This window comes from Bacillus sp. SRB_8, from assembly GCF_003264205.1.
Classification (GTDB): Bacteria; Bacillota; Bacilli; order Bacillales; family Bacillaceae_G; genus Bacillus_A; species Bacillus_A mycoides.
In genome coordinates this window covers 74,159-92,227 of the sequence record NZ_NADT01000008.1, presented here as the reverse complement: position 1 = coordinate 92,227, position 18,069 = coordinate 74,159, and the positions used below count along the sequence as shown (strand labels likewise).

General features: G+C 36.0%; 19 protein-coding genes. 9 read left to right on the top strand and 10 right to left on the bottom strand.

The genetic code is table 11. The features are described 5' to 3' along the window. Nucleotides 1–15: 15 nt before the first annotated feature. A complete protein-coding gene (locus B5P40_RS07260; protein ID WP_000559981.1) occupies nt 16–219 on the bottom strand; it encodes a hypothetical protein in 204 nt (67 codons plus the stop codon). Nucleotides 220–799: 580 nt separating this feature from the next. On the opposite strand from B5P40_RS07260, the gene spx reads away from it, so the two are divergent. Then, nucleotides 800–1,195 (top strand): transcriptional regulator Spx, encoded by a 396-nt coding sequence (gene spx, locus B5P40_RS07250; RefSeq protein WP_002011348.1) that lies wholly within the window; start codon nt 800–802, stop codon nt 1,193–1,195. Nucleotides 1,196–1,245: 50 nt separating this feature from the next. Here spx and B5P40_RS07245 read toward each other — a convergent pair whose 3' ends face one another. Continuing rightward, nucleotides 1,246–1,920, bottom strand: a complete 675-nt coding sequence (locus B5P40_RS07245) for a TerC family protein (RefSeq protein WP_002030376.1) — start codon at nt 1,918–1,920, stop codon at nt 1,246–1,248. 436 nt (nt 1,921–2,356) lie between these two features. Here B5P40_RS07245 and mecA point away from each other — a divergent pair, with 436 nt between their 5' ends. The 4 genes from mecA to pepF all read left to right on the top strand — a co-directional run bounded on the left by mecA (nt 2,357) and on the right by pepF (nt 7,861). After that, a complete protein-coding gene (gene mecA / locus B5P40_RS07240) occupies nt 2,357–3,040 on the top strand; it encodes an adaptor protein MecA (RefSeq protein WP_002011351.1) in 684 nt (227 codons plus the stop codon). A gap of 72 nt (nt 3,041–3,112) precedes the next feature. Further along, the gene (locus tag B5P40_RS07235; protein WP_002064255.1) at nt 3,113–4,657 is read left to right on the top strand and encodes a cardiolipin synthase; all 1,545 of its coding nucleotides are present in this window, start codon (nt 3,113–3,115) and stop codon (nt 4,655–4,657) included. Nucleotides 4,658–4,748: 91 nt separating this feature from the next. Then, nucleotides 4,749–5,984 (top strand): competence protein CoiA, encoded by a 1,236-nt coding sequence (locus tag B5P40_RS07230; protein ID WP_078214020.1) that lies wholly within the window; start codon nt 4,749–4,751, stop codon nt 5,982–5,984. Between the two features lie 50 nt (nt 5,985–6,034). After that, on the top strand, nt 6,035–7,861 hold the full coding sequence (gene pepF / locus B5P40_RS07225; RefSeq protein ID WP_113709029.1) for an oligoendopeptidase F: 1,827 nt from the start codon (nt 6,035–6,037) through the stop codon (nt 7,859–7,861). Nucleotides 7,862–7,993: 132 nt separating this feature from the next. Here pepF and B5P40_RS32695 read toward each other — a convergent pair whose 3' ends face one another. The 4 genes from B5P40_RS32695 to B5P40_RS07210 form a co-directional block, all read right to left on the bottom strand. Beyond that, entirely contained in the window at nt 7,994–8,167 is a 174-nt protein-coding gene (locus B5P40_RS32695) for a hypothetical protein (protein ID WP_000748141.1), read from the bottom strand. Between the two features lie 229 nt (nt 8,168–8,396). After that, nucleotides 8,397–9,290, bottom strand: coding sequence for a ClpXP adapter SpxH family protein (locus B5P40_RS07220; protein WP_002125944.1), 894 nt, complete (start codon nt 9,288–9,290; stop codon nt 8,397–8,399). Further along, nucleotides 9,290–9,688 carry a globin domain-containing protein gene (locus B5P40_RS07215; protein WP_000043388.1) on the bottom strand — a complete coding sequence of 133 codons (399 nt, stop codon included), beginning with the start codon at nt 9,686–9,688 and terminating at the stop codon, nt 9,290–9,292. Before B5P40_RS07215 ends, B5P40_RS07220 begins: the two co-directional genes overlap by 1 nt. A gap of 185 nt (nt 9,689–9,873) precedes the next feature. Continuing rightward, nucleotides 9,874–10,452, bottom strand: coding sequence for a CYTH domain-containing protein (locus tag B5P40_RS07210; RefSeq protein WP_002011360.1), 579 nt, complete (start codon nt 10,450–10,452; stop codon nt 9,874–9,876). A 144-nt stretch (nt 10,453–10,596) separates the two neighbouring features. Between B5P40_RS07210 and B5P40_RS07205 the strand changes: the two genes are divergently transcribed. Genes B5P40_RS07205 through B5P40_RS07190 form a run of 4 tightly spaced genes read left to right on the top strand, consistent with a single transcriptional unit; the run spans nt 10,597 to nt 13,362 of the window. Beyond that, entirely contained in the window at nt 10,597–10,968 is a 372-nt protein-coding gene (locus tag B5P40_RS07205) for a UPF0738 family protein (protein ID WP_002011362.1), read from the top strand. Nucleotides 10,969–10,998: 30 nt separating this feature from the next. Further along, nucleotides 10,999–11,637 carry a GTP diphosphokinase gene (gene yjbM / locus B5P40_RS07200; RefSeq protein WP_002125951.1) on the top strand — a complete coding sequence of 213 codons (639 nt, stop codon included), beginning with the start codon at nt 10,999–11,001 and terminating at the stop codon, nt 11,635–11,637. Between the two features lie 18 nt (nt 11,638–11,655). After that, nucleotides 11,656–12,453 carry an NAD kinase gene (locus tag B5P40_RS07195; RefSeq protein ID WP_002011365.1) on the top strand — a complete coding sequence of 266 codons (798 nt, stop codon included), beginning with the start codon at nt 11,656–11,658 and terminating at the stop codon, nt 12,451–12,453. A 15-nt stretch (nt 12,454–12,468) separates the two neighbouring features. Next, a complete protein-coding gene (locus tag B5P40_RS07190) occupies nt 12,469–13,362 on the top strand; it encodes an RluA family pseudouridine synthase (protein WP_002125954.1) in 894 nt (297 codons plus the stop codon). 45 nt (nt 13,363–13,407) lie between these two features. Here the strand turns inward: B5P40_RS07190 and B5P40_RS07185 are convergent, their stop codons facing one another. From B5P40_RS07185 to B5P40_RS07170, 4 genes are all read right to left on the bottom strand, one after another. Continuing rightward, a complete protein-coding gene (locus tag B5P40_RS07185; RefSeq protein ID WP_113709028.1) occupies nt 13,408–14,802 on the bottom strand; it encodes a peptidase G2 autoproteolytic cleavage domain-containing protein in 1,395 nt (464 codons plus the stop codon). A gap of 223 nt (nt 14,803–15,025) precedes the next feature. Further along, entirely contained in the window at nt 15,026–15,766 is a 741-nt protein-coding gene (prpE, locus tag B5P40_RS07180) for a bis(5'-nucleosyl)-tetraphosphatase PrpE (RefSeq protein ID WP_113709027.1), read from the bottom strand. A 79-nt stretch (nt 15,767–15,845) separates the two neighbouring features. Then, nucleotides 15,846–17,006, bottom strand: coding sequence for an FtsW/RodA/SpoVE family cell cycle protein (locus tag B5P40_RS07175; protein WP_078202959.1), 1,161 nt, complete (start codon nt 17,004–17,006; stop codon nt 15,846–15,848). A 145-nt stretch (nt 17,007–17,151) separates the two neighbouring features. Beyond that, the gene (locus B5P40_RS07170; RefSeq protein ID WP_113709026.1) at nt 17,152–18,069 is read right to left on the bottom strand and encodes a glycosyltransferase family 2 protein; all 918 of its coding nucleotides are present in this window, start codon (nt 18,067–18,069) and stop codon (nt 17,152–17,154) included.

Below are 18,069 nucleotides of genomic sequence, written 5' to 3'. Positions count from 1 at the left end.
AATTACCTGCTTTTTTTAGTACGTACGTTTTTTATAAATGCCTTTTCCGCCAACTTGGTTCCAGCCAGATTGTACATCTAAACTTTTGTTAACAAACTTCATTTTTTCTTTCCCACCAAAGAGTTTTTCACCGATGCTATTTGTAATGACACCAATCAATGCTGTTATTCCGATGATGAGGGTAGCAACAATGATAAAATCAGTAAAAAAAGCGATCATATGCAAATTCCCCCTTTGTCTGTCTGTATTTTTATTGTATGAGATAAATGGTAAAAAAGAAAGAAATGTCAGAAAAATATTCGATTTACTTTAGAAAGCATATAGACATGAGCGGAGAGATTTGTTAAAATAAGAACAAATGTTCCTTTTTGTTTCTAACCTTTAGAGTCTTACATTTCTCAATTGTTTTGTTGGGAAAAGGTAAGAAAACGCTCTCTTTTTAATGGGGAAGATTATGAAACTGTAATTGTATATCAAGTGAAGATTATTGTAGAAAGTAAGTATCAAAAGGGTTGAAGACCGTTGTTAAAGGACAGTTTTACTGAGTATAATCATGTTGCATAGCAGTGGAGTACACGGAGAAATTTTCTCAACTAGCAGTAAATTCACTGTATATTTCTTGCAAAAACTATTGTATAATGATTATAGAAGTTACTTATTAAAAGTAATTATTGTTGCTTACATGAATTGCGATTTTTTACTTTGCTATAAGACAAGTTATCGCGAAAAATTGCGGAAGTTAGAAATTTAAACTGTAATTAGTACAGAATTTGTACTCTTTAAGGAGAGTGAGCTTTGTATGGTAACATTATATAGTTCTCCAAGCTGTACGTCTTGTAGAAAGGCGAAATTATGGCTAGAGGAAAATCATATTCCTTATACAGAACGTAATATTTTCTCAGATCCATTAACGATTGATGAGATTAAAGAGATTTTACGTATGACAGAAAGCGGAACGGATGAGATTATTTCTACTCGTTCAAAAGTTTTCCAAGAATTGAATGTGAACTTAGAGTCTTTACCACTTCAAGATTTATATAAGATGATTCGTGACTATCCAGGTATTTTACGTCGTCCAATTATGATTGACGAAAAACGCCTTCAAGTAGGTTACAACGAAGATGAAATCCGTCGTTTCTTACCACGTACAGTAAGAACGTTCCAATTACGTGAAGCACAGCGTCTTGTAAATTAATTATAATAATATGAAAACCTTCTACCTATTATAGAGTAGAAGGTTTTTTTTTACTGTTTAACATTACGTAATCGCACTTGTTGAACGATAAAGCCTATGCATAAAATGGTGAAAATGAACAAATAAGGGATACTTGTGGCAAAACTAGGATTATGATGAAAAAACGTTGCAAGTCTGTCTTCATGTGTAATCATTTTTCCTGCTGTATAGGCGAGAACTGCTGCTCCGCAATAAATGAGAAATGGAAAGCGTTCCATGAGTATTAAAATAAGTTTGCTTCCCCAAATGATAATCGGGATAGAAATGAATAAACCGATAATTACGAGTGAAAGTCTTCCGTGAGCTGCTCCTGCAATGGCAATAACATTGTCAAACCCCATAACGAGATCCGCGAATACAATTGTACGCACAGCTTGGAATAAAGTCGTTTTTCCTTTGATAGAAGAAAGATCGTTGTTATTATCAGTGAGTAAATTGACCGCAATTAATGTAAGTAAAATTCCGCCGGTGAGTTGTAAAAATGGGATATCAAGTAAATAGACAGCTAGTATCGTGAGGAGAATTCGTAGCACAATTGCTAACATAGTACCAATCAAAATGGCTTTATTTCGTTTTGCTTCAGGTAAATTTCGGCTAGCTAGTGCGATGACAATTGCGTTATCGCCACCTAGTACAACATCGATACCGACAATCAGTAGTACAGATGTTAAAAACTCTAAGTCCATTCGTCTGCCTCCATTTATGATGTTTTAATAAGCGAAATATATGTATGTGGTGAAGAAAGTTTGTCTAGTTTTGATCCCGCGCTCCCAGGGACAAAATAATCACCTCTAATAGAAGTTTCACTTTATTACAGTGTACGAGGGAATATGGGAATGTATGTCCAAATTTTTTGCGAGCAGTGAATTAGTATAATGGTATATTTATTCCGATTGGTGCGAGCTAATAATCAGTGGAGGATGAAAAAAATACTGATTATTGTTTCACTTTATGTAAAAAGTCGAATACAGATAGGTATATAACTATTTTTGTAAAATAAATCGATTTTATTTCCCTTCTGGAGAATCTTATCATAAAATGAGAGTACAAGAATCTATTGTTTTGTCATATGAGTGGGGAATCCCTTCATAACAATTCTAAGCAGGAAGGGAGCGTTGTATTTTGGATATTGAAAGAATTAATGACCATACGATGAAATTTTTTATTACGTACATTGATATAGAGGATAGAGGGTTTAATCGTGAAGAAATTTGGTATGATCGCGAACGAAGTGAAGAGCTCTTTTGGGAGATGATGGACGAAGCTCGTGATCATGATGATTTCTTTATCGATGGGCCGTTATGGATCCAAGTGCAAGCAGTCGATAAAGGGATTGAAGTACTTGTAACGAAAGCGGAGCTTTCAAAGGATGGACAAAAGCTGGAACTACCAATAGGTGTAGACAAAATTATAGACATTCCTCTAGATGAAGGCATCGAATCATTATTCCAGCAAGAATTAGTGGAAGAGGTAGAAGAACAAGTAGGAACAAACTTTAATGAAGATGGTACGTTTGGCTTTTTAATTAAGTTTAATGATTTTGAAGATGTTATTTCATTAAGTCATCGTCTTATCTTTGAAGATATAAAAGATGAATTACATTCATTTGAGGACCGATATTATGTATATGTGGAATTCGATGAAGTGCTACATGATGAAGAAGAAATTGATCGTATTTTAAGTATTGTTTTAGAATATGGAGAAGAATCTACTTTAACGATTCACCGTGTAAGTGAGTATGGGAAACAGGTTGTGAAAGAGCGTGCGCTTGAGACAATTCGCAACAATTTCCCTCCTAAAATGTAGGCCGATTTCTATAGTATGAAATCGGCTTTTTTTATGAAGAATAGGAAGGCTTTCTTAGTAAGGAGGTAAGAGATGAAAAACACGTTAAAACTACTTTTCTTTTTTCTACTATTGTTCGCATTATTTGTTTCATTACGCATGTTTATTGATGTAGCATTTTATTCGGATGTCATTGGGATAAAGGATGTTTCTATTTTAGGTATTATTAGTATTTTATTTACGGTTTCCGCATTTTTAATTGGATGTGTTATTTTCTTAGAAAACCGCCATCCGTCTAAAACACTTACGTGGTTAATCGTACTAGGTATTTTTCCGGTGTTCGGTTTCTTTGCTTATCTTTTATTTGGACAAAATTTTCGTAGAAAAAGAATGTTCCAAAAGAAGGCATTACTCGATGAACAGGCGTTTTTACAATATAAGGGACACGAAGATTACGAAGAACGGATTTTACGAAATCATAAGCATCAAGAATTGTTATTTCGTTTAGCAGATCGACTAGGTGCTTTAAATATTTCATTTCAAACTGAAACGAGGACATTAACAAATGGAGACGAAACGTTTCAGGCAATTTTAGATGGGTTAAATCGAGCGAAACACCACATTCATATGGAGTATTACATTGTGCGTGATGACAAGCTCGGTACAGAAATTAAAGATATTTTAATAAAAAAATCAAAAGAAGGCGTTGTCGTTCGTTTTTTATACGACGCGGTTGGAAGCTTTAAATTATCAAATTCGTATATTGAAGAATTGAATGATGCAGGAGTAGAAATGATTCCATTTTTCCCTGTGCGCTTTCCAATTTTAAACGATAAAATTAATTATCGAAACCACCGAAAAATCGTTATTATAGATGGAAATGAAGGGTTTGTAGGTGGATTAAATATTGGTGATGAGTATTTAGGGAAGGATAAATATTTCGGTTTTTGGCGAGACACGCATTTATATTTACGCGGTGAAGCAGTTCAAAGTTTACAGCTAATTTTCCTTCAAGACTGGTTTTATATGACTGGTGAGGCGGTATTAGCACCTGAATATTTACAAGCGGAAGCAGTTGAGGGTGATCATTGGGGCGGAGTCCAACTTGTTGGAGGTGGACCGGATAATAAATGGGAAACAATTAAACATTTATATTTTGCAATGATTGCTTCAGCTAGGAAATCGATTTGGATTGCAACACCATACTTTATCCCAGATGATGATATTTTATCTGCATTAAAAGTAGCTGCACTTGCTGGTATTGATGTTCGTTTGTTAATGCCAAGTAAGCCAGATAAGCGGACTGTCTTTTATGCATCAAGATCGTACTTTCCGGAGTTATTAGATGCAGGAGTAAAAATATATGAATATGAAAAAGGTTTTCTTCATAGTAAAGTTGTCATCGTGGATTCTGATCTCGCATCAATTGGGACAGCTAATATGGATATGAGAAGTTTTCATTTAAACTTTGAAGTAAATGCCTTTTTATATGATACAGGTAGCATTCGAAAGCTCGTTCAAGATTTTAAAGACGATTTAGAAGAATCCAGTGAAATTCATGTTGACCGATTTCATAAGAGACGTCTTCATAGGCGGATTGTTGAATCGACGTATCGGTTATTATCACCTTTATTATAGAAAGAGATGTCCTAATTTAGGACATCTCTTTTTTTGAGAGGAATTTGTAGTAAATTGTAGAATACAAGAAGTTGAAAGGGTGTGATGGTGGATGTTTATTGCAAGGAGAGAAAACGGAGAGAAAATTCATCTATTATATAACCGGGATGAAGAACGTTTACGCGAAATGCGTAAACGAGAAAAATTCTTTTGTACAGCTTGCGGAAAAGAAGTGCAAATGAAATTAGGAACACAAAAGAGCTGGCATTTTGCTCATAAGAAAGTGGATTCATGTCTTACCTTTTATGAAGCAGAATCTATGTATCATATGCACGGTAAAGAATTGTTATATAGATGGTTAAAACATCAAGATTTTCATGTCGATATAGAGCATTATCTGCCAGTAATCAAGCAACGGCCAGATATTTACGTAGAGAGAGCGGATCGAAAAATTGCGATTGAATATCAATGTGCAAATCTCTCCGTAGAGCAGCTTTCTAAACGAACATACTCGTATTGGCAAGCTGGTATACAGGTCATCTGGATCATTGGTGGAAATCAATTAAAAAAGCAATCTGCATATTGGATGAAATTTTCCTCACTTCTGGCTTTCTCCTTACAATCTTATCCTCAGCCATTTCTTATTTTCTTCTGTCCGAAACAAAAATCGTTTATGAAATGCGCATTTATCACTCCGTTTTCTACAAATGTCTCTTTCTCACATACTATTTATTTACCAACTGATACGACTACTGTTGACATGCTCTTTTCCTCTGTTCCTTTCCAAAAAGAGGTATTAGGACAAGAATGGAAGAGAAAAAAGAACCATTTTCGGCAAAACGCTCTATCTATCTGGAATTATAATCATAAGTCACTACTACGCCTCTTATATCAATATAAATGTACCCCAGCGAGCTTTCCTTCTGAAATCGGTGTTCCGCTCCCATCCGCGTTTGCTTTTCAAACAAATCCATTTACATGGCAAGCTTCTCTTTATTTGAAGTGTATAGGTATGCTTAAGGTAGGGGAGTATATTTCTCTGCAATACGTATGTAACTATGTAGCAAAATATACGAAGAGGCGTCTACTTCCGTATTTTGCACAACATATATGGAAAGTAGCGGTTACTGAATATATGACTTTTTTATGTTTTGTAGGCGTGTTGCATAAAGTAGGGACTTATACGTACCGAAAAATGAGGAATATAGTTATGTTACAGGCGGAGGAGGAAGTTAGGAAATATGATGAGATTTGCCTAACTTATGCGCTATCTCTATTTGAGACAAAGTTCAACATGAGAGAAGAAAAAGGGGATATAATAAAGAATGAACGTGAAGGAATTACATAAGAAAAACAGAATTGTACTTAAGTAGAGATATTTAAAGGAGGGCTTACAGAATGTCTGAACAAAATAAAGCAAAAACATTACCAGATCGCAATGAGATTGAAGAAGCAAGCACATGGCGATTAGAAGATATTTTCCAAACAGATGCAGAATGGGAAAAAGAATTCCAAGCTATTAAAGAGCTATTGCCAAAGTTAACTGAATTTAAAGGGAAGCTTGGCGACTCTGCAGACAATTTGCTTGAGGCATTGCAATATGAAGATGAAATTTCAATGCGATTAGGTAAGCTATATACATATGCACATATGCGTTACGATCAAGATACAACAAACTCTGTGTATCAAGCACTGAATGATCGCGCAACAAATTTATACTCACAAGTATCTAGTAGCACAGCGTATATCGTACCTGAAATTTTATCTATTTCAGAAGATACATTGCAAACATTTTTACAAGAAAATCGAGAACTAAGTGTATATGAGCATGCATTAGAAGAAATTACACGTCAACGCCCGCACGTATTATCTGAGGCAGAGGAAGCGTTATTAGCAGAAGCATCTGAAGTGATGAGTGCATCAAGTAATACATTCGGTATGTTGAATAATGCGGATTTGAAATTCCCATCTATTAAAGGTGAGGATGGAGAAGAGGTAGAAATAACACATGGCCGTTACATTCAGTTTTTAGAAAGTGATGATCGTCGTGTTCGCGAAGATGCATTCAAAGCTGTATTTGAAACGTATGGGAAATTTAAGAACACATTTGCAAGTACGTTAAGCGGGGCAGTGAAACGTAATAATTTCAATGCACGTATTCGTAAATATGACTCTGCTCGCCAAGCAGCATTAAGCAATAATAATATTCCTGAAGCAGTATACGATCAACTCGTTGAAACGGTAAATGACAACTTACATTTATTACACCGTTACATTGATATTCGTAAGCGTGCACTAGGACTTGATGAGCTTCATATGTACGATTTATATACACCACTTGTACAAGAAGTGAAAATGAATGTGAAGTATGAAGAAGCGCAAGACCTGTTATTAAAATCTTTAAACGTACTTGGTGATGAATATGTTGAAATTTTAAAAGAAGCATATGAAAATCGCTGGGTAGATGTGTACGAGAATAAAGGCAAACGAAGCGGAGCATATTCATCTGGTGCATACGGAACAAATCCGTATATTTTAATGAACTGGCATGATAATGTAAATAATTTATATACACTTGCTCATGAGTTTGGTCATTCGGTGCATAGTTATTACACAAGAAAGACACAGCCACACGTATACGGTGATTATTCAATCTTCGTTGCAGAGGTAGCATCAACTTGTAATGAAGCGCTTCTAAATGATTATTTATTAAAAACGACAGAAGATAAAAAAGAGCGTCTATATTTATTAAATCATTATTTAGAAGGATTCCGTGGTACTGTATTCCGTCAAACAATGTTTGGAGAGTTCGAGCATATCATTCATAAAAAAGTACAAGAAGGACATGCGGTTACGCCAGATATGTTAACGGAGATCTACTACGATTTAAATAAGAAATATTTCGGGGATGCTTTAGTAATCGATAAAGAAATCGGTTTAGAATGGTCTCGTATTCCGCACTTCTATTACAACTATTACGTATATCAATACGCAACAGGATTTAGTGCAGCGACTGCGTTATCTAAACAAATTTTAGAAGAAGGGCAACCAGCAGTAGAACGTTACATTAACGAATTCTTAAAAGCGGGAAGCTCCGATTATCCAATTGAAGTGTTGAAAAAAGCAGGAGTTGATATGGCATCTCCTGAACCAGTGAAAGAGGCACTTCAAGTATTTGAAGAGAAATTAAATGAATTAGAAGCGTTATTATTTGAAGAAAAGTAATGAGAAAAGACGAGGGATTTTATCCTCGTCTTTTTTGTTTGAAAATGTTTTTGTCGATATTTGTCGATAAAATAAGGAGGATTTCCTTACTTTTTCTAAATTAGAAGGCAGTTTTACAGTTGATTTTTGTAATTAAAATCCTTTAAATCGTTTTCTATAGTTGAAATAAGAGACAGCGATGACGATAACTCCGAATAAAAGAGGAAAGGCAATAATTTTAGGGAAAGCTTGTAATAGAGAGAGGATATACAAGAAAAAAGAAACAATAACACATAGAAAGATAAGAAAAATATGAGATTTTTTCATAAGGAAACCTCCTAAATTGCTTTTTTTATAGCTTATTCAAGAATGAAAACGTTTAGAATGTGACAAAAATGTGAAATTAGACAAAAGGGGTTGTCATCTGACGTCGAATCTTGTAATATAATAAGCGTGAACGAATTCACATACAAACATATACCCCTTTGTTTGAACGTGAAAATTTCTCCCATCCCCTTTAATATTTTTATAAGCCGTAAAGAAAAAGACCTGGTGTTTACACCAGGTCTTTTTCTGTTGCTATCCATTTCCAATAACGCTCGCACTTCACTTCAATCATTTGTACTTTTCGTTTTAGTTGTAATTTTTTTAGTTCACGCTCTATTTCTTGCTGAGGGCAGTCATATATAAAAGAGATTTCCTTTGAAGAAATAAATTGTGTTGCTTCTAGTAATGCTTCTAAAGGAGGTAATGGTTCTGGCTCAATTTCGCATTTTACCAGTTCTTTTAATAGCTGTACGTATACATCATAGGAATAAATCCCTGTGATTTTAATACCTTCCTCATCTGAATTTGCATGAAAAAATAGGAGGGAAGGTATTTCTGTAATATGCATCTCATTTGTGAATTTTAGGTCGCATTGGAAAGCTTTTTTTGCGCTAACTGAGTGTAGGTCTTTTTTAAATTCCTCTACATCAATGCCACTATCTTTAGCACATGTAAGCAATAATTCACAGTCAGGGTTTGATACATTTTCAAGAAAAATGTATTCTTGGAGTTTTCGCAAAAACTTCGAACCTGCTTTTCGGCCTTGCAACTCCGCCGCCTTAATTGCCATCGAAACTAAATACGGTGTTGACGACGCCTCTTGCATATGTACTTTTCCATCACATGAAAAACCTTGTAAACTTGTTGTCTTTTCCCACACAAATCGAATATTAGCAGGTTTATTCCATTTGTGTGAGGAAGCGTTTGCCCCGTCCACTTTTCCTGTTACTATATGACGAATAGAGAAGTATTTCCCATACTCAAGCCATAGTTTAATAATAAATGGCTCGATATCCCAGCAATCTTTACAAAGTGGATCAATAAATAAATATGCTTCTACAGATTTATGCTCGCATGTGGAAGGAGAAGGCATATTTATATGCTTTGCTTCCTGCTTATCCATTACACTTCACCTGTTTCATTTGGAGTATTGACCATATGTTGAGCAGTTAATGCTAAACGTTCAAAAACAAACTCTCTTATATGACCGTGCACTCCTGTATCATCCATTGCTTGCTCCATACATGACAGCCAAGCTTCTGCGCGTTTTGGAGTAATCTCAAACGGAAGATGGCGTGCTCTTAGCATAGGATGCCCATGTTCTTCAGTGTATAAATTAGGACCACCTAAATATTGTGTTAAAAATTGTTTCTGCTTCCTAGCAGTTTCTGTTAAATCATCCGGGAAGATCGGAGATAAGTCAGGGTGTTCACTGACATAGGAATAAAATGTATCCACTAATGTTGCAATGCATTGTTCACCGCCGATTGCTTCAAATGGTGTCATCGGTTGCTTGCTCATCCTTTATAAACCCCTTTTTCCATGAAATGTATATCTATTGTAGCAATGGAATGTTATGAAGAGCAACTAAACAGCCTTCATAACATTCTTTACTTATTCTATATGTTGCTAATAAATCTTTTGCTTTTCAAAAAGGTGAAATGTAGCCGTAAGTACAGCTCTTCTTCACTGATGGAAATTTTACTTTAGCGCTCTTCGTTTTGTTTGGCAAGGAAAAAGCGTTTTACTTTGTTGTTTGTATGACGAACTGGTACGTTATGTTGCTTTAATAACCTTATAAATGCTGCTTTACCGGTCTTTTCATCTTGCACTTCGTATTCAATTTCATAATCATCGTGATTGTAATAGAAACTATGATCAAAGACAAGCGTTCCGCCTTCAAATAATATTTCAGCTCTTTCTGTTGTTAAACTACCCATATAAGTTAAAGAGGAAACGGGAATTTGTAATTGGTGTAGCTGACCCATTACAGTTCCTTGAATGATTGTGTTTGTTTCCATCATAAGTTGTGCTTCTTTTTCTGTTATAGACTGATGAGTTTCTAATAAACCAATTTCAGCAGGTTGTTTTAATGTTAATGTATAAGTTCCATCTTTATGACGAATACGAAGTGCAGAGCCTGCATCTTTTAAAGAGAAGTGAGGCGTTTCAAAGTAGTGATTTACTTGTTTTGTAAATGCTTCAATAGAAAAAGATTTGCATAATGTTTGGAATTCTTCCTCTGTAACCATATTTTTAAATTCAATTTCAATTTCTTGTGTCATTGTATGCGCTCCTTTTGAAAAATAATTCTTTCCACATTATCGCTTTTTCGCAAATTTGGTTCAATGTTTTATTTGTTTGCGTCCATGTTATGATACAATAATACTGTTAAGTAAGACAGGAAGTTGAGATGGAGGAGTTCGAGTATGCAAAATAAAATTCAAGTTAAGAGCGTAGAAACGAGAGAGAATGCGCTTATTTTTTGTGCGGAAAATACTGAAATAGAGGTAAAGGAGTTAAGTGCGCGTAATCACGTACTTGTAGACTCAGACAATTTATCATTTTTATATATCTTAGAAAATGAATCATCTTTCATTTATGTAAGTATTCCGCATACATGCTGGGAAGCAATGCATGAAGCGATGAATAAAGATACAGCGATGTTTATTCGCGTGAATGATGTTGAAATAGAATTAGAAGGATTAAAAGAAGAAGTAGAATATTTAGTTGAAAATATTGAAGGTAATGCAAATTACGGAGAAGAACTAGTAACTGCTGTAGAAAAAGTGTTTCTATAAGCAAATGGATTGATTTTGGTGGTGGTTGAAATGAATCGTAATTGGGAAGAATTTTTAGCACCGTATCACCAAGCGGTGGCGGAGCTGAAAGTGAAACTAAAAGGAATGCGTACTCAATTTGCAATGTTAACGGAGCATTCTCCAATTGAGTTTGTAACAGGAAGGGTAAAGTCGGTTGCAAGTATTATTGATAAAGCGGAGAAGAGAAATGTACCGCTAGACCGAATTAGAGAAGATATGCAGGACATCGCGGGCCTTCGAATGATGTGTCAATTCGTAGATGAGATTAAGCCTGTTGTAGAATATCTTCGAAAACGAAATGATTTTGACATTGTAGAAGAACGTGATTATGTAACGCAAAAGAAAGATAGCGGCTATCGCTCTTACCACGTTGTCATTAGTTATCCTGTTCAAACGATACAGGGGGAGAAAAAAGTGTTAGTTGAAATTCAAATTCGCACGTTAGCAATGAATTTTTGGGCAACGATTGAGCATTCTTTAAATTACAAATATAGTGGACGTTTTCCTGAAGATATTAAAATACGCTTACAACGTGCAGCGGAAGCGGCGTTTTTATTAGATGAAGAAATGTCTTCCATTCGTCTTGAAATTCAAGAAGCGCAAAAGGTCTTTTCACGAAAGCAGGAAACGAAAGATTCTGAATCATAAACTAAAGGGTGTTGGGCGATGAAATTTACAATTATGTCAAAGGGAGATCAATCATCAGATACACTAGCAAGTACGATGAAAGAATACTTGTTAGATTTTGGGTTTACAATGGATGAAAAGGAACCTGATATTGTAATTTCTGTTGGGGGAGATGGAACGCTTTTATATGCATTCCATCGTTACTATAATCGATTAGATGAAACCGCATTTGTTGGTGTACATACAGGGCATTTAGGTTTCTATGCAGATTGGTTACCGACGGAAGTAGAGAAGTTGGTGATTGCAATCGCTAAAACACCGTTCCAAGTGGTTGAATATCCACTTTTAGAAGTGATTATTCGCTATGTGAATGGTAGTAAAGAGTCGCAGTATTTGGCGATGAATGAAGCGACTGTAAAAAGTGCAGAAGGTACATTAGTAACAGAAGTGGAAATACGCGGAGAGTATTTCGAAACGTTTCGCGGAGATGGTCTTTGTATTTCTACTCCTTCAGGAAGTACCGCGTATAATAAGGCGCTTGGCGGAGCAATTATTCACCCTTCTATTGAAGCGATTCAAATTGCAGAAATGGCATCTATCAACAATCGTGTATTTCGTACGGTAGGTTCGCCGCTCGTACTGCCGAAGCATCATACATGCGTTTTAAAGCCGGCTGCAGGAATGAACATGCAAATTACCGTGGATCATTTGACGATGGTTCATCAAGATGTGAAATCAATTCAGTATCGCGTTGCAAACGAGAAAGTACGATTTGTTCGTTTCCGTCCGTTCCCATTCTGGAAACGTGTTCGTGACTCGTTTGTTGCAGATAAATAGAGAGGGTTTATATATTTGAACAGATTTACATTGAAATGGGATATAGGGCTGGCTGAAGAGGGAACTTTAGTTAGAGAATTTTTGAAAACAAAAGGGATTTCGAAAGCTGCTTTAACGGATATAAAGTTCCGCGGGGGAGCAATTGAAGTAAACGGTCAACACACAAGTGTTCGTCACAAGTTACAAGCTGGTGAAGAGTTACAAATCTTTTTTCCAGTGGAGGAAAGAAGTGAAGGGATGGAAGTGGAAGATATCCCTTTATGTATCGTATATGAAGATGATGCGGTTCTTGTTATAAATAAAGAAGCAAATATGTCGACGATTCCGTCTAGGGAGCACCCGTCAGGAAGTATTGCAAACGCTCTTTTATATCATTATGATAAACAAAATCTTGCAAGTACGGTGCACATTGTGACGAGGTTAGACCGTGATACTTCAGGGCTTATGTTAATTGCGAAAAATAGATTCGTTCACCACCTTTTATCGAAGCAGCATCAACAAAAAGGGGTGAAACGAACGTATGAGGCAATCGTTCATGGGACTATTTTAGAAGAAGTAGGAACGATTGACGCGCCAATCGGACGAAAAGCGGATAGTATTATCGAGCGAACTGTCTGTGAAGATGGTCAAAGAGCTGTTACTCATTTTAGAGTGATGGAGAGTTCTTCCGATAAGACGCATGTAGCGCTTGAGCTCGAGACGGGAAGAACACATCAAATTCGTGTACATATGGCATATATAGGAAATCCGCTACTTGGGGATGATCTATACGGTGGCCGAAGAGATGTGATAAAACGTCAAGCGCTGCATAGTACATCTTTGACGTTTTATCATCCTATTTTAGAAAAGGGAATGACTTTTACCGTAAGTATCCCAGAGGATATGCAATACGCTTTACATAACAATTAAAAGGGAACAAAATTCTTATCATAAAAAGAATTTTGTTCCCTTTTTTTAGCGAAATAATATTAAAATTTGATTTTCACCAGTACGTTTTATAACGAAAAAGCCACTTTCAGCTTTCGTGGCAATGCCGTCATCATTCGGACGACAATATCCGTGTGTTTCGCAAGTGCCGTCATCACGTACTAACATTTGTCCAATTAATCCGACAGGAAGCCACTCAGTACGGTCTCTTCTTGATATATACTTACAAGCTGGATCCCATTCTGTATTTAAAAGAGGTCGTATTTCTTGCGTATCCGTACGCGTATATTGACGTTTTCCGAAGCTATCTGTTTTATAGCGTTTTTGCCAACTTAAAGCACCACTATTTCCTATGAGAGCAGGAGTAGCGCTGGATATGCCTAATATGAATGTATCATTTGAAGTAGCTTTTCGAATTTTTTCTTCGCTACTAAATGTAATGAAATAGCCGATATCAATAGGGCTATGATCTGCTGCCTCAAACATTTGTGCAAAATCAGTACCAGCTGCATTGTAAGAAGCACCATCGATATACATTTCTCCGTTATGGGCAAGCCATTTGGCACCTATATTATAATCAGTGTCATTTGTCCCATTTGCGATAAACCAGGAATAAGCTTCTTCTGCTGTACCAAATTTCCCCATAATATGGCTGCCTGCAAAATTAGCTGTTGATGTATGATTTCCTTCCGCATGAGATGAGAATCCGTTAGCGATAGTTGCGGTTCCTTCTGCATGTGCTGCTTCGCCCAAAGCAATTGCATGTTTTCCTTCTGCATGAGAATAAGAGCCGCCTGCTGTCGTTTCACTTCCTTCGCTATGCGAACTATGTCCAGTTGCCTTTGTTTTTGTCCCTTCTGCATGAGAAAAGGGACCCGTTGCATGTGTAAGAAGCCCTTCTGCATGTGAAGCGATTCCATCAGCTTTAGAGTGAAGTCCTTCTTTATATGCGTGACGAGCTCCTTTGTTATTTTCTTTTTTTATAGGTGTAGGTACAGGAGCCTGAATAGGGGCGGATCTTTCTATTTGTACATCGTTGCCCGAGATTAATGCTTCTTTTATTTTTTTTACTTGATTTATAATAGTAGCTGGAATTTCTGGTTGTACTTTTTCCTTTATTGCTGCAGGAATGTTTTCTTCTATATTTTCTTGTATCTTTTCCGAATTAAGCACAGGTTCATCATTATTAGAAGCGAGCTTCTTTTTTTGTTTTGCTTTTATTTTCCTGCTATCTATAATTCGCCTCATAACAGCATTTTCTAAAGAGATATATTTTTCTCTCGGTTTGCTTTTTTTTGATGACTCTTGTTCTTCTATTTCTTCTATAGCTGCCGCTCGAATACTGCACCAGTTGTTAATTCCATACATGGGATGGTATAAAGGGTGGAATTTTCTTTTTTGTTTAGAAGATTTTTTCTTCATTCCGTCACCTCCTGCGACAGTATATGCCGTGCAATTAAAAAAAGATGCACTTTATTGCATCTTTTTTTAATTGCTTTATCTAGTTTTAGTGTGGAATATGTCTAGAAAACACCATGATCCTCTGCAAATCGTGAATTGTATTAAGTAGAGGTATTTATCCCGATTGGTGCGGGCTAATAATCAGTGGGGGATGAACAAAACCCCCACTGATTAAAGTTTCACTTTATGAAATTGGGCGGAACTTTTCAGGGACAAAAGGTAGGGAAGAAGGGACAGAAACGGTCTCCAACTCAGGGTAACGTAGTCCAGTTAGTTTACCACCAAATACAGCACCAGTATCAATATTGACTGTATGATTCACAAAGCGAGGTTCATTGACAGGTGTATGTCCATAAACAATCCATGTTTCACCCTTATACTCTTTCGCCCAATCTTGGCGGACAGGTGAGCCGTCAGGGTGTTTTTCGCCTGTAATATCACCATATAATACAAAGGTTTCTACTTTTTTATCTTGTCTTCCTATGTAATCTTGCCGAATACCAGCGTGACAGACGATTAATTTTTTTTCATCCAGTATGTGATATAGCGGTGATTGTTCGTAAAGAGTAATGAATTTTTCTTTTATTATTTGTTGCTTATTAGAAGGCAATGCTTCATATTCTGCAACAGTTGTTTCGAGCCCATGAGCGATTGTAACATTACGTCCAAGGAAGAAACGATACAGTTTATTACAGTGATTCCCTGGAGCATAATAAGCATCTTTTCTATTTATTACGAGCTCCCATACAATTTCAATCATCCGTAATGAATGAGGACCTCGGTCTGTAATATCACCAACGAATGCAAGCCTTCGTTTTGCGTTATGAATTGGGATACCACTATCCCAGCTATACCCTAGTTTCGTTGTTAAATCTTGAAACTCTTGGAAGCATCCGTGAATATCACCTATAATGTCATATTTCATATTTAAACCTCCAGCTCATTTTTTCATTAGTATATCTAAAATGGACATAGAAAAAAACCATACCGTTTTTCGATATGGTTCATTTAAACATAAAGATTTTAGTTCTTGAGCGTACGTTTAAAATAAATCCAATAGCAACCATATATGTGAGCAGTGAACTCCCGCCGTAGCTCATAAGCGGTAACGTTATTCCTGTAATAGGGAGTAAACCAATTGTCATCCCAATATTTTGGAATACTTGGAACGTAAACATTCCAATTGTACCAGCGCAAATATAACTACCGAAAGGTTCATTGCTTTCTAAAGCGATATGGATCATTCGGTAAATGAGTAAGAAAAAAAATGAAATAATAACACTTGCTCCTAAAAAACCGAATTGTTCAGCGATATTTGTAAAAATAAAATCTGTATGTGGCTCTGGAAAATATACTTGTCTATTCTCCCATCCTTTTCCTTGCATCTCTCCTGATCCAGTAGCTAAAAATGCTTGTCTTAATTGGTATCCTTGCGCGTCATATTCATAAGGTGCAAGCCAACCATAGAAGCGATTTAATTGATATTCTTTTAGAATGTGCTCTTTAAAGAACTCTGTATGCGTGAAATAAATATATGTTAAGGTAGAGCCTATGGCGAAAATACCGGAGGTTAATCCAAGGATAAAGCGCCAACGTATACCAGAAACTAAAACCATTGTTACAAGCATCGCTGAAATGACCATTGTGTTTCCTAAATCAGGTTCTTTTGCGATTAGAAGTAGTGGAGGTAAACTGGCTACAAATATTTTAAAAAGTAAAATGAAATCTTCACGACTTGTCCGAAAAAGGTATTTTTCATTATGATTCACTATAATTCGTCCAACGACGATAATCAAAAATAATTTCATAATTTCAGAAGGCTGAAAGTTTCCGATTCCTGGAAGTCTGTACCACGCGGTAGCCCCTTTAATTGTAACGGCGCCAGGAACTTGAAGTTCTAGGCCAATTAGAAGTATGAGTGCAAAGCTATATAAATACCAAGCAATTTGTTTATAGCGATCGAAATCAATAACCATAATAACACCAATGGCGATAAATCCAATGGCATACCATTGGATTTGTTTTAATACAAAATTTACGTTTTGTAAAAATGGTGGTAAAGAAGCTTGTGCACTTGCGATAGCAAAGCAACTAACAATCCCAATGGCAAATAAAATGAATATTAATATGTAGTCTATTTGATATTGAGTGTTCGGATCTTTCACTGTATGAATTCCTTTCTATCTCCTAATAAGTATGGTGATGACCTGATTGTAAAAATAATATGTAAGCAGACTGTTCATACATTTATTCCACTATTTGTGGGAAGTCATACATAACAGGGAGGAATAGCTCCTCCCTTATGCTGGGCTATTGTGTATTTAGCTTTTTTATAATTATATTCAAGCAATGTGAAAGACGAACATGTGCATCTGGAATGAGATTAGGGTATTGTTTGTAAAATTCTAAAGAGCCTATACACCATTCATATGCTTTTAATAAACTTGTTCTATAATCGACTTCATCTTGTAAAAAACCGTACTCTTTTGCTGTTAAAACGAGGTGGAGAAAATCTTCACTTCCTTCAAGTAGCTTATGATGTACTTGTTGACCAGTATGAAATCGAAATGAGCTTAAAGGTGATGCAATATACATTGCGTCACCTTTTGAAAGTAAGGCAATCCAAGAGGCCATATCAACACTGCAATTATAATTTCTGCCATTTAAGGTGCCGAAAGATTCCGTTAATAATTCTTTTCGAAATAGTACGGTGGTAGGCTCTCCGATAATGTTTTGCCCAGAAATAAGCATACGATTTCCGAAATCTTTCCCATTTACAATTGTGTCTTCTTTATATAACTCTTTTATCGAAGCATTGCTTTCAGTCGGGTTTCCATGATCATCAATCCAGTTGCGATATGAAGTTACTAGCGCAAGTTTTTTATTTAAATCTTGTTGGAAATAGGTCATCATTCTTTCAATTTTATTGCTATAAAATAAATCATCATCCATTAAGAAATTTATGTACTCTCCACCAGAGTGTTTTAAGAGCATAAGATCATTATGGAATTGTCCTAAAGTGGTACTATTCCGTATGTATTTTATATTAGAATAGTTTGGCAAGTACTGTTCATGGATTAATCTTTCTGTTTTATCGTTTGTACTATCGTCTCCTATAATGATTTCCATATTTGGGTACGTTTGCTTAAGAGCACTTTCTAAAGCAATCTGTAAATAGTGTGGGCGATTAAAGGTTGGAATAAGTATTGACACGAGAGAAGAATTCAC